The sequence below is a fragment of the Lapidilactobacillus luobeiensis genome (genome assembly GCF_024345205.1).
GTDB classification, from domain to species: Bacteria; Bacillota; Bacilli; order Lactobacillales; family Lactobacillaceae; genus Lapidilactobacillus; species Lapidilactobacillus luobeiensis.
Map to the genome: position 1 here is coordinate 1 of NZ_BROC01000037.1, position 25,787 is coordinate 25,787.

Below are 25,787 nucleotides of genomic sequence, written 5' to 3' on the forward strand. Positions count from 1 at the left end.
TTGAGATTCGCGTACTTGGCGAAGCTCAAAGTGACGCCCACAGCGAGCTCACCCCGAACCACGCAGTGGAAGTTACGGTCAAGATACAGGAGCCGAAGCACAGCGAGCTCACCCGCCGCACGCAACGCAGTCCGCGGCCAACATTGAAACGGAACAGCAATCCACAGCGAGTTCCCCGAACCATGCAGTGGAAGTTACGACCAAGATACAGGAGTCGAAGCACAGCGAGCTTACCCGCCACACGCAACGTAGCCCGAGGCCAAGGTTGAAACGGAACTGCCGTCCACAGCGATTTCATCTCGAACCGCGCGGGGACAGTTACGGCCAGGATCGGAACGGAACAATGCTCAAAGCCACCAAATCGCCTGTACTCTCATATTTGTCTAATTAAACTCTTAGTGATAGAATTGAGACAATTAAGTTTTATTCAGTGATGAAAGGGAGTTAGCGTTTAATGGAAAAATTAAATCAAGTCACCGTACGTGGTGGCGCTGGTGATACGACTGCTGCTGAGACAGCACGGATCCAAGATAATTTATATCTGGCGATCAATGGGGAATGGGCCAAAACGGCCGAGATCCCAGCGGATCGTCCTCGCACCGGTGGTTTTTCTGACTTAGATGAAGGACTTGAAAAACAACTTTTAGCAGATTTTGCTTCTTTTCGTCAAGATCCCAGTCAGGTCAATGATCCGATCTTAGCGGAAGCGGTCAAGCTCAATGCATTGGCGTTGGATTTTGACCAGCGAGATCAGGCTGGTGTAGCTGCGGCGCAACCGATCCTGACGGAAGTTGCGGGTATTGGCAGTTGGGCTGATTTCAACGGGCAATTAGCGGCATTGATCAAGGATGGGATCGTGAAGCCATTCTCGCTAAGTGTTGATCCGGATATGAAAAATACCGATGTCAACTTGGTTTATGTTGATGTGCCTGGACTGATCCTGCCAGATAAAACTTACTACGCAAAAGATAACGAAAATGGCGCGCAATTGTTAGCTGTTTGGACGAAAATGGCCGAGGAAGTTTTGGTCAAATTTGGTTATAGCGCGGCAGAAGCGGAAAAAGAAGTCGACCAAGCCAAACAATTTGACGCGTTGATCGTTCCTTTAGTCAAAAACTCAGAAGAATTGGCCGATTATACGAAGCAGTACAATCCTTACGCGTTTGCTGATTTTATTAAATTAGTGCCGGAGATAGACTTTACCAGTGCTTTTGTGACTGTCTTCGGAAAGGCGCCAGAAAAAGTTGTTTTGACGCAACCGCATTATTTTGAGAATTTGGGTCAATTGGTTACAGCGGCTAGATTCCCCCTGTATCATAGTTGGTTATTGGTCAACGAGATCTTGGGAACGACGGGTGCCTTGACGGATGAGCTGCGGATCTTAGGCGGGACTTATAGTCGCGCGATCGGTGGTCAAAAAGAAGCATCCGCGCAAGACAAGTTTGCCTATCGATTAGCTAATGGTTATTTTGATGATGTTGTAGGTAAGTATTACGGCGAGAAGTATTTTGGCGATGCTGCACGTCAAGATGTGGCCAAAATGGTCCATAAAATGATCGAGGTCTACAAAGCGCGTTTGGCGGAAAACACTTGGCTCTCTCAGGCAACGAAGGACAAGGCCATCGTTAAGTTGAATACGATTAAGATCAAGGTAGGTTATCCCGATAAATTGCAGCCGATTTACGCAAAGCTGAAAGTTAAAACTGCAGCTGAAGGGGGCACCTTATTGGGTAACCTCCTGTCATTGGATCGGATCGTTCGCGAATATGGCTTTGCTAAACTGGATCAACCAGTTGATCGGGGTCGTTGGGCAATGCCAGGAAATCTGGTCAATGCTTGTTATGATCCTAGTTTCAATGATATTACTTTCCCAGCTGCGATCCTGCAAGCGCCATTTTACAGTTTGCAACAATCCAGTTCTGAAAATTATGGGGGGATCGGTGCGGTGATCGCCCATGAGATCTCCCACGCCTTTGATAATAACGGGGCCAAGTTCGATGAAAAGGGGAATATGACTAATTGGTGGACTGACGCTGATTATGCCGCTTTTGAAAAACGGACTCAGGCGATGATCAAAGAATTTGATGGCATTCCCTATGCTGGTGCTAAGGTCAATGGCAAGCTAGTTATTAGTGAGAACGTTGCTGATGGCGGCGGCTTGAGTTGCGCTTTGCAAGCGGCTAAAGCAGAGGCTGATGTTGATCTCCCTGCCTTCTTTACGAATTGGGCCCGAGTTTGGCGGCTCAAAGCAACGGCTGCCTTCAATCAATTACTGCTTTCGATCGATGTGCACGCCCCCGGTCCACTACGGGCGAATGTCCAAGCACAAAACATGGATGATTTCTATACCGCCTTCAATGTGACTGAGCAAGATGGCATGTGGTTAGCGCCAGCCGAGCGGGTCAATATTTGGTGATTTCTTAAAAAAATTTATTTAAGTCTGTTCTGGGAAGTCCGTTCTGAAAAACCAGAACGGGCTTTTTTATACTTATTTTTGAAACGTGCTGTGCACAACTGACTTTTGCGCTTAACTACACAAAAATTCCGGAAGCAAAGGACACTTCCATAATCTTTGTTAGGTTAATGCTCAAAGTCAACCCGTTGTGCTCCGCACTCTGATTTTGAAACGTGCTATGCGAGGATTGGCTGTTGTGCTTAGCTACGTCATGGTTCCGAAAGAAAAAAGCGGCTTTCAAAACCATGACTAGGCTAATGCTCGCAGCCACCCATCCTCGCTCGCACTCTAAAGTTCAGGGAGGTCGTGGCGCGACCTTCCTTTTTTCTGGACGATTTCCGTCTGGGGTCGCTTGTTTGGTCACGACTGCGGCTGTCAACTAACAGTTTTGTTAGTTGGCTGTTCGTTAAATAAATGGTTAGTACCGGCGAAAATCAATATAATAGACCCAAAATAAAGGAAGGGGTCGCAGATTGAAAAAAGTAGTCAGACTGATCGTTCTACTAGGGATGATCATCGGTGGTTTTTGGTATACGCAGCGGTACTTGCCACCTGGGACGATGGTCTACGCAGAAGTAGGTATGATCAAGGATGAAACTCGGTCTGGCAACGGTGATCAGTTGACTGGCTATGATGATTGCGGCAATTTGGTTCGCGTCAGTTTTGATACAGCCGACCTCAAAAAGTTGCCCCAGCATGGTTATCTGCGTTTCTATTATCGGCAAGGTCGGATCGTGTCATATCGTCAAGTCGGTCTGGATCAGATCCCGAAAAAGGCCTTGACCAGATTGCATTTGGTGGCGCGCTGAGGATCAGCGAGCTTTATCCTCATTAGAGTTGCACTTGTGTATGAGCATACAAAAGCTAACATTCTTGACTTTAAATTATAATTTTGTTAGTTTTTGGACAACAAAAGATTGATATTTTACGAGCATGACTAGACAAGTTCGGAAATAGCAATCTGGCGTTTGAAATTATTGGTGGTCATGAATTTTTATCGGGGGATAAAGACTCAGCGAAATAAAAGAAAAGGGTGGGTGTATGGTCGAAAAAAAGCAGAGTCAGAAAAAACAGATTGGCCGCTTCATATTTAGAACAATATTCTATTTTCTCATTATTGTGGTGCTGATCTATTTGTATAGTTATAGCGGCATCAATGGTGGTCACTTCATCTACAACGAATTCTAGGGGGATAACGATGATGATCAAAAATGTGATTACTGCCTTTGACAAAGTCAGTCAAAAGCATCCAAACAAATTCGCCTATGATTATTTAGGTGAGCAGCACACTTATCGCGAATTACGCGAATACGCTGATAAGTTGGCTGCGTATCTTTTAACATTGAAATTACCAGAAAAGGCGCCGATCATGATCTATGGCGGCCAAACCTTTGAGATGGTCGTGGCCTTTCTGGCGGCGGTCAAAACCGGCCATGCTTATATCCCAGTGGATGATCATTCCTCAGATGATCGGTTGCGGATGATCCAAGAGGTCGCTCAACCGCCACTGGTGATCGCGGTGCGGCCATTGCCGGTAACGTTGGCCGATATTCAAGTGATCGATCAAGATCAATTAATGGCGATCGCCAGCGCGGACTTGATCGCGCCGATCGCGGCCGACCATTATGTAAAAGATGATGATGATTTCTATATTATTTTCACTTCGGGAACGACTGGCAAACCTAAAGGGGTACAAATCAGCGCACGGAATCTGGAAAGTTTTGTTAACTGGCAGCTAGCGGATTTTTACTTCCCGAAACATGCCAACGTCTTGGCGCAGGCGCCGTATTCCTTCGACTTATCCGTAATGGGCTTATACCCAACACTGGTGACCGGCGGAACACTGAAGGTTTTGCCTCGGGAGATCACAGACAACTTCAAAGCGCTATTTGCAACGCTACCAACGATGAAGCTTAATATTTGGATCTCAACACCTTCACTGATCGAGATTTGTTTACTGGTCGCTGATTTTGACAGTGAGCATTATCCTGATTTGATCACTTTTCTATTCTGTGGCGAAGAATTAAGCCATAAGACTGCGGCAACATTGAAACGACGCTTCCCCAAGGCGCGGATCTATAACACTTATGGTCCGACAGAAACAACCGTCGCGGTGACGGGGGTCGAGATCACACCGGCGATTTTGGAACGCTATGATCGTTTACCGATCGGTTACGTTAAATCAGATACGCAGATCTGGGTCGACGGGGCTGAAACGGTCGGCCAACAAGGTGAGATCATCATCAGTGGGCCTAGCGTTTCCAAAGGTTATTTGAACTTACCTGAAAAGACTGCCGCCGTTTTTCAGCGGCGCGGTTCATGGCCAAGTTATGCCAGTGGTGATATTGGTTTCTTTAATGATGCGGGTTTGTTATTTTACCGGGGCCGGAAAGATTTTCAAATCAAATTCAATGGTTATCGGATCGAATTAGAGGAACTGAACTTCTTCCTCAAACAACAGGCGATCGTTGATCAGGGGGCGATCGTGCCCCGCTATAATCAAAGTCATAAAGTGACCCAACTGGTGGCCCTTGTTGTTCCGGCAGCCGGTGATCCTGAAAACCAAACGGGTCTGACCGCGTTGATCAAGGCAAATCTTGCCAAAGATATCATGCCTTATATGATGCCGCAACGCTTTGTATACCGGTCCGAATTACCTTTATCAGCGAATGGCAAGGTCGATATCAAGGCACTGATCCAGGAGGTCAATGCCAGTGATTAATTTGCAACCGTACAGTAGTCCTAGCTATTTTCTTATTTTGCTACTGGGCTTATTACCGATCATGATCGGGCTCTATCATGGAAAAAGATTTAGAGTCTATGAGACAATTTTTAGTTTGGCTTTCTTAGTATTGACGTTTGGCGGTGATCACTGGCAACAAGGGGTCGCCTTGATCATTTACATTGTTTACCAGTTCATCTTAACGATCTGTTATGTGCATTATCGCAAACAGAAAAATCAAACCAATATTTTTGTTGGCGCGGTCTTACTGGCGATCTTGCCGTTAACGGTGGTCAAATTCACGCCGTTGTTAGCAAATGGCAAGATCACGCTGGGCTTTCTGGGAATCAGTTATCTGACTTTTAAAACAGTTCAAGTGATAATGGAAGTCCGTGATGGAACGATCAAAGACTTTGATTGGAAATTATACTTGCATTTCCTCTTGTTCTTCCCCACGATCTCATCTGGGCCGATCGACCGTTACCGTCGCTTTAAGAAAGATTACGAAACGATCCCCGATCGAGCCGGCTACTTGGAGGATTTGGAAAAAGCGGTCCATTATCTCTTCTTAGGTTTCTTCTACAAATTCATCCTTGGTTATCTCTTTGGGACTTTGTGGTTGCCGCCATTACAGCATTGGGCTCTGATGCAGCGCCATGCGTTCGGCGGGTTAGGACTTTCTTGGGCCTTACTGGGTTATATGTATGATTACAGCATGTATTTATTCTTTGATTTTGCTGGTTATAGCTTGTTTGCCATCGCGATCAGCTATTTCATGGGCATCAAGACACCGCCGAATTTCAACAAACCGTTTGCGGCGGGCAATATCAAAGAATTTTGGAATCGTTGGCACATGACCCTCTCCTTCTGGTTCCGCGATTTTATCTTTATGCGTTTCACCTTTTGGTTCATGAAGAAACGGTGGCTCAAAAACCGGATCCGGATCTCTCAGATCGCCTACTTGGTCAATTTCTTGATCATGGGTTTCTGGCATGGGTTGACCTGGTATTACATCGTCTACGGGATTTTCCACGCCTGCGCGATCATTATCAATGATATTTGGTTACGCTATAAGAAGAAGCATCAAGACCAGATTCCTAGTAATAAGTTTACCAAGGGCTTCAGCGTTTTCCTGACATTTAATGTCGTTTGCTTTAGCTTCTTGATCTTCTCAGGGATATTAGACAAATTGTGGTTCATGTAAAAAGGCCGTTTACTGGTGAGATACCAGCGCGGTCAGGAATGGTCAAAAAATTAAGAGATTGAGAAAGGTTGGTTTTTGAAATGACTGATACAGAAAAAGTAGTTGCGATTTTAAATGATTTAACTGGCGAGGATCTGAGCAATAAGTTGGATGAGAATATTTTTGAGAATGGGTTGCTGGATTCCATGGCCACAGTACAATTATTGCTAGATCTAGAGGATAAGTTCGACGTAGACGTGCCGGTCTCCGAATTCGATCGGAACGAATGGAATACACCTAATAAGATCGTTGCGAAAGTTGCGTCGCTAAAATGAAAGCGGGCAAACAACTGTGGCGAACCTTTGGCCCAGTCTTGGTGGCAGTGTTAGCGGCACTGGCACTGTTTGCGACACCATGGCGCGGGTTGAAGATCAGTTCCCAAACAGTCAAAGAAGCCGCGGTCTCATTGTCCAATAATGTTTATCGTGGTGAAAAAATCAAAGATGTTGCGGTCAAGGATAATTACGTCCCTTTCATTGGGTCCTCAGAGTTATCGCGGATGGATGCACTACATCCTTCTGTTTTAGCGGCGAAATATCAGCGGGGCTATCAGACATTATTGTTAGGTGGTCCTGGTAGTCAATCTTTGAATCATTATTTCACGATTCAAGAAATGAGAACCCAATTGCGTAACAAAAAAATCGTTTATGTGATCTCGCCGCAGTGGTTCACGCCGCAAGGACAACGAGCAGACGCTTTTGGCTATTATTATTCGGCGCTACAAGCGGCGGATTGGTTGTTGCAAGCGAAAAACACCAAGGCAGATCGTTACGCGGCCAAGCGTTTATTGACGATGCCCTCTGGGACATCTAGCTTATTGATTGAGACTGCGACGAAGAAGATCGCGGCCGGACGCCCGCTGTTAATGGTAGAAAAGCTGATGTTGACGCAAAAACAAATCATTTTAAAGAACGAGGACGCTCTGTTTTCAACAATTGACTTGGACAATAATTGGCAACACATCCAAAATGAGGCTAAAAAATTGCCGGCAACGGATAATAATAAACTATTGGATCAAGTGGCGACCACGCAAGCGCGCCAAGAAACAAAAGACAATCAGTTTGACATCAAGGATAGTTTCTTTAAAAAAGAACTGCGGGGCGGTCGGCGGTTGCCACGGTTAAAAGATAGCCAGACTCGTTTTGACTATCGTCGTTCACCTGAATACGCCGATTTTCAACTGGTCTTGCAACAATTAGCTGCCTTGAATTGTCAAGTCGAATTTGTCTTGCCGCCGATCAACCAGCGTTGGGTCGATTATACCGGTCTCAACATGACGATGTGGCGTCAAACTACGAAGAAAATCAAGCAACAGTTGACCAGCCAAGGCTTTACCAATATTGATGATCTTTCCGAAGATGGCAACCAGTCATATTACATGGAAGATACGATCCATATTGGTTGGCGTGGGTGGTTACGGATGGACCAATCCGTCAAGCCATTTTTGACCAAGCAACAAGCGCAGCCAGATTATCAGATCAATGACTATTACTTATCCCAAGCGTGGCAACAAAAAATCGTGAAATAGGGGATAAATAGTGCTCGGGGGGAGAGTCATGAGAAGAAAACGGCGAAAATCAAACCTGATCGTTACGCTCTGTGCACTTTTGATTTTAGCGCTACTGCTAGGTGTTGCCGGCTGGTATTGGCAGGGACAACGGCAGCGGGCAACTCGACATGATTCGCGATCAGCGGTGTCTAGTGCAAAGACCAGCGTGAAAAAAGTTGCTCGATCGGAGCAGCCTAGTCAAGCTAGTTCCAGCCGGACCATCGATCAAGGCGCACAGCAAAAATTAGAAGCGACGCTAGATGAGAATAATTTCGTTGGGACCGGTCTGTTAGTTCGAAATGGTGAAGTTGTGGCGCTTTACAGTCGTGGTTATGCGGATTTCCAGAGCAAACGCCTTAATACGCCTAATACGACTTATCAAATCAATTCGATGCAAAAATGCTTAACTGGCTTTTTGGTAATGAAGCAAGTCGAGGCGGGGAAAGTCGCGTTAACGGACCATCTTGCTAAATATTTTCCGCAAGTTCCTGGTAGTGCACAGATCACCTTAGCGCAAATGATGCAAATGACTTCGGGATTGTCAATGGCCAGCATGGGTTCAGGCGCTTATGAAAGTGACGCTGATGTTTTGCAGCGGGACTTGGCACAAGTCCAATTTTCCGAGGCCAATTTTGGTCACGCTAATTATCAGCCAGTTAATTTCGTTTTGCTAGCGGGGATCGTTGAGAAGGTCAGCGGGAAGAGTTATCGTCAGCTTTTCCAAGAACAATTGATCGCGCCACTTGGCCTGAAGCAAACCTATTTTGGCTACGAAATAACTCCGCAGCAGGTGGTCGCAACAGGATATACAGCTATTGGAAATCAATCGAGTTATCAGGAACCCACCGTTTTGTCGTCAGCACAGCAGCATTATGAATTAGGGACCGGTCAGATTTTTATGTCGGTGCTGGACTGCTACCGTGCGGTCCGAGCGATCTCCGCTGGAAAACTATTGCCGGCGGCTTTGACGGCACAACAGTTTCAAGGCGGACTCAATCACTATACTGGGGGGATGTACAATACGGAGCCATTTAGAAGTGCCAATGGTGGTGGGGCTGGATTCTGCTCAACGATCCATATCACACCCAACGGTGAGAACGCGGTGGTGCTTTTATCAAACCAATCGGCGGCCACAAGTTGGGTCAGCAAGTTGGCGACGATTTTAGAACCGGCGGCGTCTTAAATTTTATCAGGAACAATAGCTGCTTTCAGAGTAAGCAGATCTTATTGTTTGAATGATCTCTGTTATTGAGTTGTGGGGAACTCGAGGTGAATAGATCATGATGAAGAAACGAAAAAAAGCCAGCGTTGGTAAAGCACTATTGGTTCTCGGGACGACCTTGTTGTGCTTATTCGCTGGTTATTGGGGCTATTGTCGCTACCAAGCCCATATTCGGGTCAGTTATGCGGCCAAGGTGGCCCAAAAGAAGAAAAAAATAAAGGCAGAAACTGCATTACGAGCGCGACATGAGAACTTAACCCATAAGCAAGCCAATGAGGTCACCGAAGTAAAACTAAACAGTTATTTCCAATCCGAGCTAGCCGCGCAGCTGCAACAGATCCATTTTGTTGGTAGTGCGTTGTTGGCGCAACATGGCGCGATCGTCGCCACTTATTCGGCGGGCTACGCAGATTACGCGTTACAACAGAGGAATAACGATCAGACGGCTTTTGAGATCGATTCTTTGCAAAAGAGTTTGACTGGAACAATGATCATGCAGGAGGTCGAACAGGGACGAATCAGGCTGGATGATAAGTTGTCTCGCTATTATCCACAAGTCACCCATAGTGATCAGATCACTTTGCGGCAAATGTTGGCGATGAGATCAGGATTAACGATGACGGGAATGGGTAAAGAGGCCTATACCAGCGATGACGCAGTAATCGCCTATGATATCGACCATTTGAGTTTTAGTGCGACTTTTTATGGTCGTGAAGATTATCAGCCCGTCAATTTTGTTTTATTAGCGGGGATCTTGACGCAGGTCACAGGGAAAACATACCGAACCCTATTTAAAGAGCGGTTCATTGATGCTTTGGATCTGCAACAAACGGCCTTTGGTTATGATTTCTCACCGGCCTTCAAGGCAGCAACAGCTTATCCGATCACCGATGCGTTGTTGGGGAGTTATAACAATCCCATGACTTTAAACGCCACACAGCAACATCTTGAACTGGGGACGGGCCAACTGTTCATGTCAGCCAGTGATTTTTATCAAGCGGTTCGTTCGATTTTTGATGGCACACTGATCTCGGCTAAATCTGTTCAAGAATTATATGTTCCCGGAAGCAATAGTCCTTATAGTGGGGGATTTTATAATGGGCCAGAGGTGCGATATGCGAATGGTCTAGGAGCCGGGTATGAATCGACGGTCTATCTAAGCAACGATGGTCAGAACGCAGTCGTGTTGATGTCGAACTATGGCGTGAATTTTCTTAGTTTAAAAAACAAAGCGGCAATGTTGATCAATTTAGTTAAATGAGCCCAGCAAAAAAAGCCTTAACCGAAATGGTATCAGGCTTTTTTGCTGGTCCTTTTACTTAAAGAAACGCGTGCCAAAGATTTCGAAGATCCCCATCACGACTAAGATCCAGCCGAAGACTTGCACGAGCACGGTGACTGCACCGAAGGGGTTGAGGATCATGACGACCGCCGCGACGATCAACAAAATGCCATAAATATAGCCGGGAAGCGGGCTAACATTGACAAATTGGCGATGGCCGCGAAGTTGCATCACATAATTGATCCCGTGGACAAGTAAGACGATTCCTAAAATGAATGGGATCGCATTGAGCAAACTTTTGGCGAAGAAGTAGACAAAGATGGCGCCGACTAGCTTGATGATCCCGCCGATCATGGTGCCATTCAGACTCCCGCCTTGAGCACGCTCTTTATTGCCACCGATCAGATCGATCACACCCATGATCGCCAAATAGAGTGCCATCAATTTGACCAGTCCGTTCAAAGACGGTTTGGGATAGAATGCTAAAACAAGACCGAGAATGATAAAGATGGCAGCGCGAAGCCACATGTTACGTTTGATATTCTTAACTAGTTTATCCATATGCTTGACCTCCAATGTTCACTTTCATTTTCCCAAAAAAAGTGAGGATTGCCATCGACCCGAAGGCTGATTTTATACCTGTTCTTAGTTCGTAGAGTAGTCGCGATCAATTCTTTTAAACCCGTTTAATCTCGGGAAGTCCGTTGGGCAATGGTGTCGATCGAATGGCGATACCAGTTTTGCCAATCAGCTACAGTCCGATAATTTGTCGTTTCTGGGTAAGCGTCAACGATCGCTTGATGGAGTGTCGAGACCTCCGTCTGGCGATTAGCTAAGAGTGACGCCAATAATGTGGCGCGAGTTGAAAATGGTGCTTGTTGTAGAAAATGATTGATTTGGGGAATTTGATTTTCCTGATCAAAAGTCGTTAACAGATCCAGCTCACTTTCATTGAATAGTTCCAAGTAAAACGCAAGAAAGGCTTGACCTCGTTCGTCATCTTTCAAATCATTGATCTCAATATCTTTTGCCATTACCAATAACCTCCAAAAATAATCTCCTCATAAGGATAGTATACCTTTATTATTAGGATTTGGTAAGTGCTTGCAAATGACAGCGTCTGCAATATGACCGGTTTTTTGAGCGCGGTCAGTGATTTTGCCGGATCGGCGGAGTCGATCTGGTGGAATGGCGCCTCGGTGCTGCGAGTGTTTTTTCAAAAAATGCTCAAAGTCAAATCGTTGTGCTGCGCACTCTGGCCGAAACGTGCTGCGCGAGCCTGCTTGTTGTGCTTAACTACGCAATTATTCCGGAAGCAAGGTGCGCTTCCAAAACAATTGCTAGGTTAATGCTCACAAGCAACCCGGCTCGCTCCGCACTGTGATTTTGAAACGTGCTCACTACCTAGCTCCTTGCGCTTAGCTACGCACTTGTTCCGAAAGCAAGGTGCGCTTTCAAAACAATTGCTAGGCTAATGCTCAGGAGCTGACCAGGTCAGTTCGCACTCTTTTTTGAAACGTGCTGCGCGAGGATTGGCTGTTGTGCTTAGCTACGTCATGGTTCCGAAAGCAAAAAGCGGCTTTCAAAACCATGACTAAGCTAATGCTCGCAGCCACCCATCCTCGCTGCGCACTCTTTTATTGTGTTGCTGGTTTTTTTGTAGGGGGGTATGATGGGGGAAACGTGATAGTGAAGGTGGCTGCATTATATGGAAAAAATTGGGTTTATTGGTACTGGTGTTATGGGTACTGGGATCATCAAGAATTTATTAGGGGCGGGGTATTCGGTCGCGGTTTATAATCGGACGCAGGCACATGCTGATGCGGTCATCGCGGCGGGAGCGACTTGGGTCGCGGATCCGGCGCGATTGACGGAACAAGTTGATGTGGTCATGACAATGGTCGGGTTTCCAGAGGATGTGACGGCAGTTTATTTCGGCGAGCAGGGGATCCTGTCGGCGGTACGGCCAGGACAAGTTTTGATCGATTTGACAACCAGCAAGCCCGCCTTGGCTAAAGAAATCGCGCAAGCGGCGGCCAAAAAGCAGGCAATTGCTTTGGATGCGCCAGTTTCAGGTGGAGATATCGGCGCGGCCAAAGGTACGTTGACTGTAATGGTTGGTGGTCCAGAGTCGACTTATCAAGCGATGCGGCCACTTTTTCAGGCGATGGGGCAACAAATCAATCGCTTTGGCGCTGCCGGTCAAGGACAGGCGACCAAAATGGCTAATCAGATCATGGTTGCTGGGACGATGACCGGATTAACTGAGATGTTAGTTTACGCAAAAGCGGCCGGATTAGATCTTGCGCTAGTTTTGCGGACAGTTGGCGGTGGCGCCGCTGCCAATTGGTCTCTGACTAATTATGGACCGCGGATCTTAGCGGGTGATTATACGCCAGGATTTTTCGCTAAACACTTCCTGAAAGATCTACGGATCGCTTTGGATGAGGCTCAAGCGTTGGGCATAGAATTACCGGCGACTGCGCAAGCAGCTAAACTTTATCAACTCTTGGTCGAACGCGATAAGCACGGAGAAGATGGCACGCAGGCCTTGGTCAAACTTTGGTGGCCAACTGCGCAGGATTAACTAATAACCGCGCTGAGGGTCGACTTGATTGATCAATAAAGTCCCTTTGCTCGCGAATTGGGCCAAGTTAGGCTGGACGATCGCGAACAGTTTTTGGCGAAAGTGAGGGACCTGTCCGGCGACATGGGGCGTAATCATGAGATTAGGAACATCCCACAGCGGACTATCTTTGGTCAAAGGTTCTTGTTCAAAAACATCGGCGGCGGCAAAGCTGAACTGGTGTCGCTTGAGGGCTGCGACTAAATCGGTGGTCACGACAGAACGGCCGCGGCCGACATTGATAAAAACAGCCTGAGAGCCCAGATCAGCGAAAAACGCGGCGTTGAAGTAACCAGTCGTTGCTGGTGTTAAGGGCAGGATATTAACGATGATATCGAAATCAACCAAGGCTTTTTTTACAGTGGTGAGGGTATACATTTGCTCAAAGTCTGTTTGTTGTTCACCGCGAGTATTGACGCCAGAGACATGCAGTCCAAGGGCGGTAGCCTGACGGGCTAATTGACGGCCGATATGACCGGCGCCAAAAATCAGTAGTTTTTTGCCAGCAACATCGTCTGGTTCGAACTGGTTAGTCAGCCATTGATGTTCGCGTTGCGCCCGTTGGTAGCCGAAAAGACCACGTTCGTAGCCGAGGATAATACCCAGCACATGTTCTGTGATCACTTGGGCGTGGATCCCACTGCCATTGCTGACCAAGATCTTACGCCGATCGATCTCCGGCCAAGGTAAGTAATCAACACCGGCGGAAATCGTTTGGATCCAACGTAGATCTGGAGCGGAAAGCAGCGTCTGGTTCAGCGCCCGTTTCCAGCCGATCACCCCGATCAAACGCTCTGTGGGGATCAAGGGGGAATCTTGAGCTAAAATAAAGTCATAGTTTGGCGCGCTGGCGCGTAGTCGCGCCACTTGATCAGGTTTAAAATCGGTAAAAGAATAAATAACAGGTTTCATAGTCCATTCCTTTCTTAATGCGAAGTCGCTGAGTGCGATCACGATCGCTCATGGTCGGGGTCTAAGACCCACTGACTTGATTATACCTGTTATTGCTTAGACTTGGCAGGTCAAAACGATCCTCGCCAGCTTTTAGCCGGGTAGAAGCTACTCTTTGCCACTGTTTAATGATAAAATGAAACATAATTAGAATTGTTTCTTAGAATTGTTTCTTAGAATTGTTTCTATGACGTCCTGCGAAAAAAGGGAGGTTCGGCCGTAATGTCGATTTTCAAACGAAAACGTCAACCAGAACCAAAACAACCTGATCTAGTCCAATCAGATGACAATCATGATGGTAATCATCCCAAAGTCCCGCCGATCAATTATACTGAGCGAACAGCCGCGGCCAACACGGTAACTTCAGAAAAAAAGCAAGCGCCGGCGCCCCAACCAACAAAAGCGTCGATCGATTGGACCCGAACGGAGACACAATTACATGCCTTGGACGCACAACGCGATCAACTAGCGGAGTCCTTGCGTGATGAATTGTTGTCGGCGCGAAGTGTTGCCAAGTATGATCTTCGTCAATTGACGCGACCCAATCGTCATGAGCAAGCGCCGATTGTTGATCAGCAACAGGTGCAAACTTTGGAGCACAGCATCGAAGTGCTCAACGAGAAGCTGACTCATTGGTATGGCACTGATAAAATGGCCAATGAAATCCATTTTGATGCAGCGCGGCCATACTTGCTCCTCAACAATGGGCTGATCCATCAACCGACTGCGGTCCAACGTCGCTCACTTCAACGGTTGAAACAACTTTTTTCGGACCACAAAATCGTTCCGACGAATGTAACGATCGATTATGATGATCTACTGGTACCGACTTGGTTGGCTTATCAGCAGGATGATTTAGTGTTGCCCAAGACCAAGTTGTTGAACCTTTTTCATGACTTACAAAATCGCGATCAAACAGCGGGACAAAAAGCAAATGAGCTGACTTTCGCACCAGGGTTCAAAGTCGTGGCGGAGGATAAAGACAAAAAAGTTTATGATACCCAAGGCGCCTTGAACATGGTGATCGATTATCGTGAGAATGGCAATCTTTTTACAGTGCGCCATTATTTGAATAAGGCCTTATTGAGTCGCGATCTGTTCGACGCAGCCGGTGTGATCGCGGCGACTCAATATTATGCCGCTGATGATGAACAACAGGTGATCCGCGAGAATTTTTACCGTAATGATGGGACTTTGGCGATCTCCAAAAGTTATTTGAAAGGGGAACCTTATATTCAGATCTTTGGGCCGACCAATGTGTTGATGGCGATCTTTGATAGTGATTTAGATTTGATCGAGTGGTGGTTCGAAAACCATGTTTTGCAGCCTAACAGTGTGATCATCGTCTCGATCGATAGTGTGCTGTATGACACTTTGATCGCGGCGCAGGATCAGGGGTTGGAAGTGATCCCGCTGGTCAGTGAGTTAGACCCGCAATCACCACGTTTACAAGATCTGGTCCAGCACAAGCATGGGATTGAAAGTATTTTGGTCGCGGAGCCTTCGATCAAACAATATTTGGAACAACGGACTAAGATCGATTTAGATGTTTCAGTGATTTCACCACTAAAAGCAGAATCTGCCAACGCGGACGAGTCGGCGACTTCAGCGGCCGACTAAAGTTTCGCCTGATCATGGGTCCCTATGTGCGGACAGTGACAGGTGGTGGAATATTCAAAATAAACTTGGATCTGGGTCAAGTCGTGAGTGCGACGAGATGGCCCGGATTTTTTACTGATCGAGGTCGTGCTCTTTCAGAAAACTGTCCGCTATTTCACTTGTATTTTCTGATAAAAACCAATACAATTGAAGAGGTAGAATTCATAAGAAATGAGGCTGTCATGCAATGACAAAATTAGTATTTATCCGTCATGGTCAAAGCAAATGGAACCTGAGTAACCAATTTACTGGTTGGGTCGACGTTGACCTTAGCGAAAAAGGTGTTGAAGAAGCTAAGAATGCTGGTCGTCTGATCAAGGAAGCTGGCTTGCAATTCGATCAAGCTTACACTTCTGTTTTGACGCGCGCGATCAAGACTTTACATTACGCTTTGGAAGAATCCGATCAACTCTGGATCCCTGAAACCAAGACATGGCGTTTGAACGAACGTCATTATGGCGCTTTGCAAGGCTTGAACAAGAAGGAAACTGCTGAAAAGTATGGCGACGAACAAGTTCATATCTGGCGTCGTTCATACGATACTTTGCCACCATTATTGTCTGCTGACGATGAAGGTTCAGCAGCAAAGGATCGTCGTTACGCTGATTTGGATCCACGGATCATTCCTGGCGGCGAGAACTTGAAAGTTACTTTGGAACGGGTCATTCCTTTCTGGGAAGATGAGATCGCGCCTAAATTGCTTGATGGCAAGAACGTGATCATCGCCGCTCATGGTAACTCATTACGCGCCTTGACCAAGTACATCGAAAACATTTCTGATGCTGACATCATGGACTTGGAAATGGCAACTGGCGAACCAGTTGTTTATGACTTGGACGAGAAGTTGAACATCGTTTCTAAGACTAAATTAGGCAAATAATCATCGCGATCATTGCGCAAAGTAAAAGACGTCCGGATTCGGACGTCTTTTTGTCTACGCTGCTTGACCAACCCTGATCAAGCAGCCAAAGATGGTTTCTTAATTTGGCTTTTTTAGAGGGCAATGATTTCGTCGCCCAACTGTTTGATTTTCTCGTCATGAGTAACTAGAATGATGGTTTTACCAGCTTGATTAAGCGCCATGATCTGGGTCATCACCAAGTCGGTATTGGCCTGATCTAGGCTGCCGGTGGGTTCATCAGCAAGGACGACATTACATTTCTTCATAAAGAGTCGCGCTAAGGCCACACGCTGTTGTTCGCCGCCGGAAAGGGTGTAAATACGTTTCTTTTCATAGCCAGGTAAGCCAACTTGCGCCAATACCTCCGCGACGGAAAGCGGATTGCGATATTTCGGCGCGATCATCAAAATGTTTTCGGCGACAGTTTTGTGCTCGACCAAGGCATAATTTTGAAAGAGGAAGCCTAACTTTTCACGATAGGCGCGGAGCACTTGGCGATTATCGGTCAAGTCCAAGCCGTCAAGGAGAACTTGCCCAGATTCGACGGGTTCGATCCCGCCAATGATATTTAACAAGGTCGTTTTACCACTGCCGCTGCGGCCACTAAAGACGACAAACCGCCCTTGCTCGATCTGACAGGAGAAATCAGTGAAGAGGACGCGATCGGCGAAGCTTTTGATAATGTGCTTGAGCTCTAACATCTTAATTTCCACCTTTCAAAACACGTGGTATACTCACTTTTTCGTAGTGGCGAATGAAGAAGGTCACAATGAGGGTTAGATTGAGGATGACGATCACGATCGCCAAAAGACCGTACCACAGTGAGAAATGATAGAGGAATTGGCGTACGATCAAGAGCATCAAGGCGCTGGCGGCGATAGCACCAGCAATCAGCGTCAGCAGACCACGATAGCGCTGGAAGAGTGAGCGGCCCATGATTTTACCTAAGGAAATTTCCACCGCCCGCGCTTTGAACTCTAGATGTAAGATCAGCGTCAAGGAGAAATTGAAAAGCGCCAATAACAGCAGACTTAAAATGAGGTTAAGAATCAGCAATAGGAGTTTGTCAGCTCGTTTCTCCAAATAGATGGCTTTGACTGAACGCTGATAATGGATCTGATCCTGATAGCCGATCTGGTTAAGAAAACGGTCAAAGTCACCCGCCTGTTGGAATTTTACTAATGAATCGAAAACGTGGTAACTGAGACTCTTGGTCGGAAATTTGGAATGGGTATCCAGAATAATGACGGGATCACGGTGATAATTATCAGCCAAATTAATCAAGTTGATATCTTTGACCAAGAAACGGTAGCTGTGTTTCATCTGAATGACTTCACAGTTTTGCGAGTTTAGCTGCGCGCCCTGCATGAAAAAGTCGATTGCTGTTTCTTGCGTTTGATCGGCGCCAGCAAGGATTTTGCGCGTCTTTAATTCCTGACGCGAATAAGGGGAGATCAAGTAGAATTTGTTCGCGCTGAATCGAGTTGGCGCCAGCCCGATTTGCCGTAAGTCCGCTTGGGCGTACTTATTTAGATAAAGGAAGTCATCTTGGTAGTCATTGCGATTAGAAATGGTGCCGCCGTTGTTTTCAAAGTCGAACGAGAGATACATTTGGTAGCGATCAAGATTCGCATTATAGAAGTCGAGGGCATGTTGCTCATCGGTTTGCTGATTTGTTGTCTTGGTCAGATCTTTAAATAGAAAATAGACGTTATCATAATCGGCAAAACGTTGCCAACTTTTCTCTTGGCGGACAGTCGCGACCGCATCATGGATGCTCTTCAAGTTGAGCGTCAGGGCTCCCAGCAAGGTGATGATCGTCAGCGATAAGGTGACAAACGTTAGGATCCGGTAACCGCGGGGATAATAACTGCGCGCGAAGGTCTGCTTGAGATCCAAACGGCGCAGTCTGAGAAACAACAAGTTTGAAATAAGGACCAGACCGAGCACTACCGCGATCGTCACACCAATAAATTTAGTGGCTGTGGTGATCGTTGCGGCTAACAGTAGCCCTAAAACGGCGCTACTGACCAGAATCAAGGTGTTCATCTTCATCAGCGGACCGATGACCATCCGGCGATCGGCACCGTTGAGATAACGGATCAACACCTCTTTGCGCCAACTGTTGACTTCAAAGAGGGTACTGAATAGTACGACGATACCAGCAAACAACCAAGCCGCGGTGATCAACCAAACCGCGTCAGAACGATAGTTGTTAGGCGTGGGACGGCTCATGCCATATTTGTCGATTGTTTGATCGCGAAGTTGATCAATACTGGCCTTGCTACCGAAAGCGTAATAGGTCAGATGACGATAATTTGATTTGACTTGCCGCTGAGAGAAGGGCTTAAAGACGACTTCACGGCGACCGTTGAGCAACGAGTTGAATTTGTTGACGTCATGAGGGGTCTGCAGTCGTTTTTGCATGAACCGCTGATTCTCTTTGAAGGTATAAATCGTGTATTTTGCGGATCTTTGCCCGGTAACTTGATGGTCGACAACGTAAACTTTTAAATCTAATTGTTGACTGCGCCGTGACAATTCCTGCTGATAGGCGCGGTCATGTTTAGCACTAGCGCCGATCTGGTAGGTATAGTCACTGCTCAATGCCTGCCCGTCCAGATAATAAATATAGGCGTCACCGATAATGATGAAAACCGCCCAAAAAAGAATCGTAAACAGAAAAAACTTTTTGAGGTTCAAATTATTTTTGATCGCGCTCGCCCCCGTGTGATTTTTGCCCGCCGGTCCAAAAAGTTAAGCCGGTATGCTAAGATCAACGTCTTTATATAACTACTATCCGCTAAAACCATAATAAATCCCTATGTTTATACAATAACACAAATCCACAAAGAGGCAATCGCTTTCTTTTACTGGTTGGCGGCGCTTTGGGTGAATCTGAGTTTGTTAAACATTTGTACAGGATCAGAGGGGGGTACTCGCTATCGGGGGCGCAATAGTTGTTTTGGCAGCACGATAGCAAACATTTGTGATAGATCAATAATTAGTGTAGGATATTTATGAACATTGATCACTAATTGTTTTGATAGGTAAAATCGGTTGATTGCTTTTCGTGTGGGCACCGATCAAAGCGAACAAGAGTTGAGAGGTTTAAGTTATGACATGGTCTCACTGGTTGGTTCCACCATTTCCCACAAGTATTTTTTTCGTGTTAGGTTTTCTGACGCTTTATCAAGTTTCTTACAGTTGGTTAACAACGCAACTTCACGAGCATCAAGTGAAAATCAGCGATGATTTTTTCAAGACGTGGTATGGCATCCTTTACATGTTGGTCTTTGTCTTTAGTCTGCAGTCATTAGTCGTGGGACAAAGTAATTCTTGGGCGTTCATGAATTTCGAGCTGATCGCCGTAACATTTTGCGCTTACTTTTTAAATATCCGGATCCCTGTTTATTTTCTTTTTCCGATCGTCTTGGTTTATATGCTGTTTAACGGCTCATTCACTTATTGGCAATCTTGGGGTCATGCATTGACGTTGATGGCGTTTTTCTGGATCTTGAATCTGATCCGGGTCAAACTTCACGATCGACAGTACACCATGCTTGTTTATTTGGTAGTCACGATTCCTTTTGGCGGTTTATTATGGCTCTGGATGAAATGGAAATTTGCACTTTCATGGACGACATTTGGACAAGAATGGCTCTATTTAGTTGTTTTTGAAGTGTTACTGTATAGTTATACGGCGATGTTGTCGCGGGATAGTCGAACGAAGTCACATTTGGCGCAGCTGGCTAGTCATGACGCGCTGACGGGGATCTTGAACTACGAAACTTATCGCAATGACGTTCACGTTTTGTTCGCAGAAAGCAAAAAACGGCAACGTTCCTTAGCGATGATCATGTTTGATATCGATCATTTTAAATTGGTCAATGATACTTATGGACATGCAGCAGGAGACCAAGTTCTCCGCGCGATCGCTAAAACTGTTGACCAGATCGCGCGCGATCATGATCCGAAAATCAAATTTTATCGGACTGGCGGTGAAGAATTCAATCTGATCCTGCCTGAATATACTTTGGTTGAGTGTGACCCGATCGCGCAGCAGATTTTTACGACTGTTGATCAGTTAGAAATCGCGATCGATCCCGAGCAGGTGGTTCAAGTTACGATCTCAGTGGGGATCTCGATCATGAATGAAGATGACCAAACGTCGCTGGATTTCTATAATCGCGTCGATCACAACCTCTATCACTCCAAGCGCAATGGTCGCCATCAGATCACGAGTAGTTAGTGATAAAGGCAGGCATTTTGTTCCTGCTTTGACCGAGTAAACGTCTACTCCTCCTGACCAAATAGAACAGCCTTTGAAAAAACGTTCCCAAGTTAGATCATTGATCAAACTTCTGGGAACGTTTTTCGTTGGGGCTGCTTTTCGAGGGACTCTATTAAGGCGAGTGGCGATTTTGATCGGGATTCCACATTGAAAACTAATGGGGCCATAAATCGATCAACTGATCGATCAGCGGTTGAACTTGAGCCCGGTTGCGCTGTAAGTAATTGGCGTAGACCGGCATCTGAGCAGTAGGATCAGTAATCGGGATCTGGATCCGGCTATCATGATCACGATACGTTTCGGGGGAAGCAGGCCTCAAAGGTGACAGATTTGTACTGAAATAAGGAAAGTCAGAATATTGGCTGATTTCTGTTAAGGCGGCTTGTTCCTTCTGATAGAGGAATTTGGCTCGAGGAATGTTGTGCTGAATGATCTGGCGCCAAGGACCGATCTCAGTCAACACCAGAAAACTAATACCGGCTAGTTCGGTGAAACTGATCGTGGTTTGGCCGGCCTGATACATAAACCGATTCAAATTAACAGCTAAGTTTTCTGTTCCTAAATACGTGGCAATCAGCTCATCTGAGCCAACAATTTTGTTGCTAGTAGAAGTGGTGGTGTCGGTGGTTGTAGTCGTAGTCAAAGTCAACGCGTGATCGGCGATGATCACGGTGGCCTCATTGGCTTGTAAGCGTTGGACCAAACTATCGCGCACTAGGTTAGCGTTGATTTTCAAGGGTGGTAAGGATGTCCGGTCCACTTGGTTCAAAAGATTTAATGGTCCGGGGATCGTGGTAGCAATCGTTATTTCCTCTTGACTGCGGGCAAAGTTTTGAATCTCCGTCACAGTTTGATCGTGGGCCGCTAATAATTTTTCCGCCAGTTGCGCCGCCAATTTGCCAGTGGTGGTCAACGTCAAGCGATTTGGCTGACGATCAAAAAGTTGGACGGCTAGTTCGCTTTCCAATTTTTGCAGGCCGCGAGTGATCGTAGGCTGGGTCACATTCAATCGTCTGGCCGTTTGCGCTAACGTCCCTGTTTGGGCGAAAATGACTAATTCTTGCAGTAAATAATTGTCTAGAAGCATGGGTTGACCTCCTCAGCATACATTATCTGTATGCTAGCATGAAAAGTTGGTAATTTTCAAGAGCCAACTAGACCTGTATAGTAAGAGAGTGCGGTGCGCAACGGTTTGACTTCGAGCATTAGCCTAGTTCTGGATTTGGAAGTGCACCTACTTCCGAAGCCAGAACGTAGCTAAGCACAGAAGTCAGTTGCGCACAGCACGTTTCAGCCAGAGTGCGGAGCACATTTCAAGAGAGTGCAAAGCACAACGTTTTGATAAGGTATGCTAATTGAAAGGATGTTTTAAATTATGGTTGAAATTCCCACAGTAACTTTAAATAATGGCGTCGTCATGCCGCAATTGGGCTTTGGCGTTTTCCAGATCCCTGATCTAACTGAGTGCGAAGCCGCAGTCACAGCGGCGTTACAAGCCGGTTATCGTTTATTGGATACTGCAACGGCATATCAAAATGAGGCAGCCGTTGGTCAGGCTTTTCGGAAAAGTGGCCTAGCTCGTCAGGATGTTTTTATCACATCTAAGCTTTGGGTCTCAGAGTTCACTTATGAACGGGCGCAACAAGGGATTGATGCTTCTTTGCAACGCTTAGGGGTAGATTATTTAGATCTATACTTGTTACATCAACCTTATGGTGATGTGATCGGAGCTTGGCGCGCGCTGGAAGAGGCTTATCATGCTGGCAAGATCCGCGCGATCGGCGTCTCCAACTTTTATCCAGACCAATTGAAAAATCTGGAGTTGAGCACCACAGTTCAACCCGCTGTTAATCAAATCGAAGTCAATCCTTGGTATCAACAAACTGCTGATGTTCGCTTCAATCAACAAGAACATGTTCGGGTCGAGGCTTGGAGTCCATTTGCGGAAGGTAAGCAGGGAATCTTCAAGAATGAAACGATCGGCCAGATCGCTCAGGCCCACAATAAAACCACTGGTCAAGTGATCTTGCGGTGGTTATTGCAACGGCAGATCACTGTGATCCCGAAATCGGTCCATCCGGCGCGCATGGCCGAGAATCTGGCGGTCTTCGATTTTGAATTGACGCCAGCGGAAATGGCGATCATGGCCGACTTAGATCAACATCATAGTCAATTTTTCGATCATCGCGATCCCGTGACGATCGAGCAGATCTTTGGCGCCAGCTTAGCAAAAATCAAATAGAATACAGGCCCGTAGATTGCTTTTAAGCACTACTAGTTATTTGGTACAGAGCGGTATCAGATGATCGGTGCCAAATCGTGTACAGTACGTCAGGCAGTTATGTCCTGGTTAATGAATAGGAGTAGATAAGATGACAACACCAACGATCCAATTAAATGATGGCAACAATATTCCCGCAATCGGGTTCGGTACGTTTCAAATCCCTAACGATGGTCAGACTTTCAAAGCAGTCAGCACTGCTTTGGCCGCAGGTTATCGCCACATTGATACGGCAGTGGCCTATTTCAATGAGGCCGAAGTAGGTCAGGCGATCAAAGCCAGCGGTATTCCGCGAGAGCAGATCTGGGTCACGAGTAAATTATGGCTCCAAGATTATGGTCAAGCTCCTGCCGAAAAGGCAATCGACCGCTCGCTCCAGAAATTAGGTTTAGATTATCTCGATCTTTATTTGCTACATCAGCCTTATGGGGACGTGCCTGGTGCCTGGCGCGCTCTGGAAGCGGCCCAGCAAGCAGGTAAGATCCGTTCGATCGGTGTCTCCAATATGTCGCCGAATTTATGGCAGAAATTCGTGCCCAGCTTTGCGACGGCACCTGCTGTTGATCAAGTTGAGTTCAATCCGTATTTTCAACAACGGGCGTTACGACAACTACTTGAGCCAACCAAAACCCGGATCGAGGCTTGGGCGCCACTAGGTCAAGGCAATCAGGCCTTGTTGAATGATCCAGTCATAACGCGCTTGGCGGCCAAGTACGGTAAGGATGTGGGCCAGATCATTTTGCGTTTCGAACATCAGTTAGGCGTGATCGTCTTTCCCAAATCAACTCACGAAGCACGGATCAAAAGTAATTTGGCGATTTTTGATTTTGAATTGACTCCTGAGGAAATGGCAACATTGGCCGCCCTCGATCAAGGTCATGGGCGCCACGATCCTGAGGCTCCAGGCGTTGCAGAGAGGTTATTGACCACGTTTGATGTACATGCCGATGATTGAGCTAATATTGAAAATTGAATTTAACCGCTGTTAACCATTATGTTTGCGAAAGGGTCCTGGTCATGTGGATGATCAGGGTCTTTTTTTATCCAAGACTCATTCAGATTTTTAAGGGTCAGGGCCGCGCCTCGTGATGGCCAAATTAGACGAAATCGGCCGGCATAAGCGCAGGCAATGATGGGTGCAAGACGTATTATCAGAGTCAGAGCTATCGTGGTTTAATAAAGTTAAACATGAATGGATCAATTGGAAAACGCATAACATTACTGAAAAATCCAATGTAATTTTATGAGGCCATCTAATTGGGCTGGGATTGGTTTAGATTATTAACAAAAGAGGGAGTGAGATTTTTGAAGTTTTGTATTCATTGTGGGCAACAATTACCAGAAACTGCAAAATTTTGCCCAAATTGCGGCACTGAGCAACCTCGGTCAACTGAAGATGATCAAGAAAAAAACGCGAATGATTTAGAGTTGCGTCAGGATCCTCAGGAGCGAGAAATCACAGTAGACCAGTCAGAGGAACAACAGCTGGATAGAAATACGCAAAACCAAATGGGGGCAAGTGCGGCTAGCCAAAGTTCCATGGCGGCTGACTCAGAAAGAACATCTAGTGAGAACGATGTGAGTGATCATTTGCAAAAAGATACGTTAGGTGGGTCAGCTAAAGATGTGATTGCTGGGCAAGTTTATGTGGGGCCCTTGACTAAGGATGCGGCCGTCGTGGCGCACAAAACCGAGCTAGGATATTCGCAACGAACTGATAATTATGTTTTAGCGGCAACGCCAATCAGCTTATCAGAAATGTTAACGACATTCCGTGGCATTCTAGGTCTACGCAGTAAAAACTATATTATGTGCTTCGAGGACCAAGGAATACTGCTGATGGGAACAGTGGGAATGCAACGGTTTACCGGTGATGATATTCTGATCGAGTCCAACCGTATCAGCAATATCGAGTTGGAGAAATATCCATTGAATGCTTGGGATCATATGTTCTTGACTGTTGATGGTGAAGTGCTGGAATTACTAGTAGCGACTTCGGCATCATACAGTAAGATGACCTGGTTTATGGTTCCTTGGCATCCCCGCAATGCTAAAAAAATGTTGCAGTACACAAAATAATGAAAAAAACTATTGGAGGCTAGGAAATGCAAAACTTTAATAATTCACAAAATAATGGTAATTCTCAAGGCCAAAACGAACAGCCAGTGAAAACGGATCAGTTGTTTATGAAAAACAACCCAATAATCTTTTTTATTTTAGAATATGGCGCATTGGTCATTGCCAATTATTCAAGTATGATCGTTGGGTTGATTTTGTCAGTCATTGCTTTAGCAAGTGGCTATCGGTATCGACAAATCAACCGGGTCCATGGGACGATCATGATGGTTCTTGCCTTGATCATGCTGATATTACAATTTTAAGGAGTAATTGAAATGGATCAGTATAAAAATGAAAAACAACCAAAAAGCCAGCAGTCAGAAACGAATAACGATCAAGAATCAAATGCAGTGAGTGATCATGCTAACTCAGCGCAGTCGGAACAATTACATCGTCCGTTGCAGCAACCACAAAAAACTCAAAGGAAGGCACCGCCTTCCTTAAACCATTTCCGGAAACAAATCTCATCTTCCCTGTATAATGA

Annotated in this window: 24 protein-coding genes; 18 read left to right on the plus strand and 6 right to left on the minus strand. The window is 46.1% G+C overall.

The genetic code is table 11. The annotated features are described in order from the left end of the window. The first annotated feature begins 454 nt into the window (after positions 1-454). From OCU21_RS10350 to OCU21_RS10390, 9 genes are all read left to right on the plus strand, one after another. The gene (locus OCU21_RS10350; protein ID WP_261807329.1) at positions 455-2,416 is read left to right on the plus strand and encodes a M13 family metallopeptidase; all 1,962 of its coding nucleotides are present in this window, start codon (positions 455-457) and stop codon (positions 2,414-2,416) included. Between the two features lie 512 nt (positions 2,417-2,928). Next, positions 2,929-3,264 carry a YxeA family protein gene (locus OCU21_RS10355; protein ID WP_261807330.1) on the plus strand — a complete coding sequence of 112 codons (336 nt, stop codon included), beginning with the start codon at positions 2,929-2,931 and terminating at the stop codon, positions 3,262-3,264. A 232-nt stretch (positions 3,265-3,496) separates the two neighbouring features. Beyond that, positions 3,497-3,643: a teichoic acid D-Ala incorporation-associated protein DltX gene (locus OCU21_RS10360; protein WP_261807331.1), complete on the plus strand. Its 147-nt coding sequence runs from the start codon at positions 3,497-3,499 to the stop codon at positions 3,641-3,643. Positions 3,644-3,656: 13 nt separating this feature from the next. After that, a complete protein-coding gene (gene dltA / locus OCU21_RS10365) occupies positions 3,657-5,177 on the plus strand; it encodes a D-alanine--poly(phosphoribitol) ligase subunit DltA (RefSeq protein ID WP_261807351.1) in 1,521 nt (506 codons plus the stop codon). Continuing rightward, positions 5,170-6,381, plus strand: coding sequence for a D-alanyl-lipoteichoic acid biosynthesis protein DltB (gene dltB / locus OCU21_RS10370; RefSeq protein WP_261807332.1), 1,212 nt, complete (start codon positions 5,170-5,172; stop codon positions 6,379-6,381). Before dltA ends, dltB begins: the two co-directional genes overlap by 8 nt. A gap of 80 nt (positions 6,382-6,461) precedes the next feature. Next, positions 6,462-6,695, plus strand: a complete 234-nt coding sequence (gene dltC, locus OCU21_RS10375) for a D-alanine--poly(phosphoribitol) ligase subunit DltC (RefSeq protein WP_261807333.1) — start codon at positions 6,462-6,464, stop codon at positions 6,693-6,695. Beyond that, entirely contained in the window at positions 6,692-7,948 is a 1,257-nt protein-coding gene (gene dltD / locus OCU21_RS10380; RefSeq protein WP_261807334.1) for a D-alanyl-lipoteichoic acid biosynthesis protein DltD, read from the plus strand. The genes dltC and dltD overlap by 4 nt, the downstream gene beginning before the upstream one ends. A gap of 28 nt (positions 7,949-7,976) precedes the next feature. Beyond that, a complete protein-coding gene (locus OCU21_RS10385) occupies positions 7,977-9,152 on the plus strand; it encodes a serine hydrolase domain-containing protein (RefSeq protein WP_261807335.1) in 1,176 nt (391 codons plus the stop codon). A gap of 97 nt (positions 9,153-9,249) precedes the next feature. Then, the gene (locus OCU21_RS10390; protein WP_261807336.1) at positions 9,250-10,452 is read left to right on the plus strand and encodes a serine hydrolase domain-containing protein; all 1,203 of its coding nucleotides are present in this window, start codon (positions 9,250-9,252) and stop codon (positions 10,450-10,452) included. Positions 10,453-10,506: 54 nt separating this feature from the next. Here OCU21_RS10390 and OCU21_RS10395 read toward each other — a convergent pair whose 3' ends face one another. After that, positions 10,507-11,034 carry an HdeD family acid-resistance protein gene (locus OCU21_RS10395; protein ID WP_261807337.1) on the minus strand — a complete coding sequence of 176 codons (528 nt, stop codon included), beginning with the start codon at positions 11,032-11,034 and terminating at the stop codon, positions 10,507-10,509. Positions 11,035-11,159: 125 nt separating this feature from the next. Continuing rightward, on the minus strand, positions 11,160-11,507 hold the full coding sequence (locus OCU21_RS10400; RefSeq protein ID WP_261807338.1) for a hypothetical protein: 348 nt from the start codon (positions 11,505-11,507) through the stop codon (positions 11,160-11,162). Between the two features lie 674 nt (positions 11,508-12,181). On the opposite strand from OCU21_RS10400, the gene OCU21_RS10405 reads away from it, so the two are divergent. After that, on the plus strand, positions 12,182-13,060 hold the full coding sequence (locus tag OCU21_RS10405) for an NAD(P)-dependent oxidoreductase (protein ID WP_261807339.1): 879 nt from the start codon (positions 12,182-12,184) through the stop codon (positions 13,058-13,060). On the opposite strand, the gene OCU21_RS10410 is transcribed toward OCU21_RS10405, so the two are convergent. Next, positions 13,061-14,011: an NAD(P)-dependent oxidoreductase gene (locus OCU21_RS10410; protein WP_261807340.1), complete on the minus strand. Its 951-nt coding sequence runs from the start codon at positions 14,009-14,011 to the stop codon at positions 13,061-13,063. Between the two features lie 261 nt (positions 14,012-14,272). Here OCU21_RS10410 and OCU21_RS10415 point away from each other — a divergent pair, with 261 nt between their 5' ends. Together OCU21_RS10415 and OCU21_RS10420 are read left to right on the plus strand one after the other, a co-directional pair. After that, positions 14,273-15,670 (plus strand): hypothetical protein, encoded by a 1,398-nt coding sequence (locus OCU21_RS10415; protein ID WP_261807341.1) that lies wholly within the window; start codon positions 14,273-14,275, stop codon positions 15,668-15,670. 226 nt (positions 15,671-15,896) lie between these two features. Next, positions 15,897-16,589, plus strand: coding sequence for a 2,3-diphosphoglycerate-dependent phosphoglycerate mutase (locus OCU21_RS10420; protein WP_261807342.1), 693 nt, complete (start codon positions 15,897-15,899; stop codon positions 16,587-16,589). A gap of 113 nt (positions 16,590-16,702) precedes the next feature. Here OCU21_RS10420 and OCU21_RS10425 read toward each other — a convergent pair whose 3' ends face one another. Together OCU21_RS10425 and OCU21_RS10430 are read right to left on the minus strand one after the other, a co-directional pair. After that, complete coding sequence (locus OCU21_RS10425; protein WP_261807343.1) at positions 16,703-17,311, minus strand: ATP-binding cassette domain-containing protein; 609 nt, start codon at positions 17,309-17,311, stop codon at positions 16,703-16,705. A 1-nt stretch (position 17,312) separates the two neighbouring features. Further along, a complete protein-coding gene (locus OCU21_RS10430) occupies positions 17,313-19,313 on the minus strand; it encodes a bacteriocin-associated integral membrane family protein (protein ID WP_261807344.1) in 2,001 nt (666 codons plus the stop codon). 415 nt (positions 19,314-19,728) lie between these two features. Here OCU21_RS10430 and OCU21_RS11280 point away from each other — a divergent pair, with 415 nt between their 5' ends. Continuing rightward, positions 19,729-20,862: a GGDEF domain-containing protein gene (locus tag OCU21_RS11280; protein ID WP_309297212.1), complete on the plus strand. Its 1,134-nt coding sequence runs from the start codon at positions 19,729-19,731 to the stop codon at positions 20,860-20,862. Between the two features lie 196 nt (positions 20,863-21,058). On the opposite strand, the gene OCU21_RS10440 is transcribed toward OCU21_RS11280, so the two are convergent. Next, positions 21,059-21,991, minus strand: a complete 933-nt coding sequence (locus tag OCU21_RS10440; RefSeq protein WP_261807345.1) for a LysR family transcriptional regulator — start codon at positions 21,989-21,991, stop codon at positions 21,059-21,061. A gap of 288 nt (positions 21,992-22,279) precedes the next feature. Between OCU21_RS10440 and OCU21_RS10445 the strand changes: the two genes are divergently transcribed. The 5 genes from OCU21_RS10445 to OCU21_RS10465 all read left to right on the plus strand — a co-directional run. Continuing rightward, entirely contained in the window at positions 22,280-23,146 is an 867-nt protein-coding gene (locus tag OCU21_RS10445) for an aldo/keto reductase (protein WP_261807346.1), read from the plus strand. A 130-nt stretch (positions 23,147-23,276) separates the two neighbouring features. Then, entirely contained in the window at positions 23,277-24,140 is an 864-nt protein-coding gene (locus OCU21_RS10450; protein ID WP_261807347.1) for an aldo/keto reductase, read from the plus strand. 350 nt (positions 24,141-24,490) lie between these two features. Beyond that, positions 24,491-25,264 (plus strand): zinc ribbon domain-containing protein, encoded by a 774-nt coding sequence (locus OCU21_RS10455; protein ID WP_261807348.1) that lies wholly within the window; start codon positions 24,491-24,493, stop codon positions 25,262-25,264. A 26-nt stretch (positions 25,265-25,290) separates the two neighbouring features. Next, positions 25,291-25,566 carry a hypothetical protein gene (locus tag OCU21_RS10460; protein WP_261807349.1) on the plus strand — a complete coding sequence of 92 codons (276 nt, stop codon included), beginning with the start codon at positions 25,291-25,293 and terminating at the stop codon, positions 25,564-25,566. A 12-nt stretch (positions 25,567-25,578) separates the two neighbouring features. Next, on the plus strand, positions 25,579-25,787 hold a 209-nt coding region (locus OCU21_RS10465), incomplete at its 3' end, for a hypothetical protein (RefSeq protein WP_261807350.1).

What these genes read in the sequence shown, in the direction of transcription:
- dltC (WP_261807333.1), top strand. Translation starts at nt 6,462, where the DNA reads ATGACTGATACAGAAAAAGTAGTTGCGATTTTAAATGATTTAACTGGC.
- OCU21_RS10350 (WP_261807329.1), top strand. Translation starts at nt 455, where the DNA reads ATGGAAAAATTAAATCAAGTCACCGTACGTGGTGGCGCTGGTGATACG.
- dltA (WP_261807351.1), top strand. Translation starts at nt 3,657, where the DNA reads ATGATCAAAAATGTGATTACTGCCTTTGACAAAGTCAGTCAAAAGCAT.
- OCU21_RS10400 (WP_261807338.1), bottom strand. Translation starts at nt 11,507, where the DNA reads ATGGCAAAAGATATTGAGATCAATGATTTGAAAGATGACGAACGAGGT.
- OCU21_RS10440 (WP_261807345.1), bottom strand. Translation starts at nt 21,991, where the DNA reads ATGCTTCTAGACAATTATTTACTGCAAGAATTAGTCATTTTCGCCCAA.
- OCU21_RS10425 (WP_261807343.1), bottom strand. Translation starts at nt 17,311, where the DNA reads ATGTTAGAGCTCAAGCACATTATCAAAAGCTTCGCCGATCGCGTCCTC.
- OCU21_RS10405 (WP_261807339.1), top strand. Translation starts at nt 12,182, where the DNA reads ATGGAAAAAATTGGGTTTATTGGTACTGGTGTTATGGGTACTGGGATC.
- OCU21_RS10410 (WP_261807340.1), bottom strand. Translation starts at nt 14,011, where the DNA reads ATGAAACCTGTTATTTATTCTTTTACCGATTTTAAACCTGATCAAGTG.
- OCU21_RS10385 (WP_261807335.1), top strand. Translation starts at nt 7,977, where the DNA reads ATGAGAAGAAAACGGCGAAAATCAAACCTGATCGTTACGCTCTGTGCA.
- OCU21_RS10415 (WP_261807341.1), top strand. Translation starts at nt 14,273, where the DNA reads ATGTCGATTTTCAAACGAAAACGTCAACCAGAACCAAAACAACCTGAT.
- OCU21_RS10450 (WP_261807347.1), top strand. Translation starts at nt 23,277, where the DNA reads ATGACAACACCAACGATCCAATTAAATGATGGCAACAATATTCCCGCA.
- OCU21_RS10460 (WP_261807349.1), top strand. Translation starts at nt 25,291, where the DNA reads ATGCAAAACTTTAATAATTCACAAAATAATGGTAATTCTCAAGGCCAA.
- OCU21_RS11280 (WP_309297212.1), top strand. Translation starts at nt 19,729, where the DNA reads ATGACATGGTCTCACTGGTTGGTTCCACCATTTCCCACAAGTATTTTT.
- dltD (WP_261807334.1), top strand. Translation starts at nt 6,692, where the DNA reads ATGAAAGCGGGCAAACAACTGTGGCGAACCTTTGGCCCAGTCTTGGTG.
- OCU21_RS10420 (WP_261807342.1), top strand. Translation starts at nt 15,897, where the DNA reads ATGACAAAATTAGTATTTATCCGTCATGGTCAAAGCAAATGGAACCTG.
- OCU21_RS10390 (WP_261807336.1), top strand. Translation starts at nt 9,250, where the DNA reads ATGATGAAGAAACGAAAAAAAGCCAGCGTTGGTAAAGCACTATTGGTT.
- OCU21_RS10360 (WP_261807331.1), top strand. Translation starts at nt 3,497, where the DNA reads ATGGTCGAAAAAAAGCAGAGTCAGAAAAAACAGATTGGCCGCTTCATA.
- OCU21_RS10445 (WP_261807346.1), top strand. Translation starts at nt 22,280, where the DNA reads ATGGTTGAAATTCCCACAGTAACTTTAAATAATGGCGTCGTCATGCCG.
- OCU21_RS10395 (WP_261807337.1), bottom strand. Translation starts at nt 11,034, where the DNA reads ATGGATAAACTAGTTAAGAATATCAAACGTAACATGTGGCTTCGCGCT.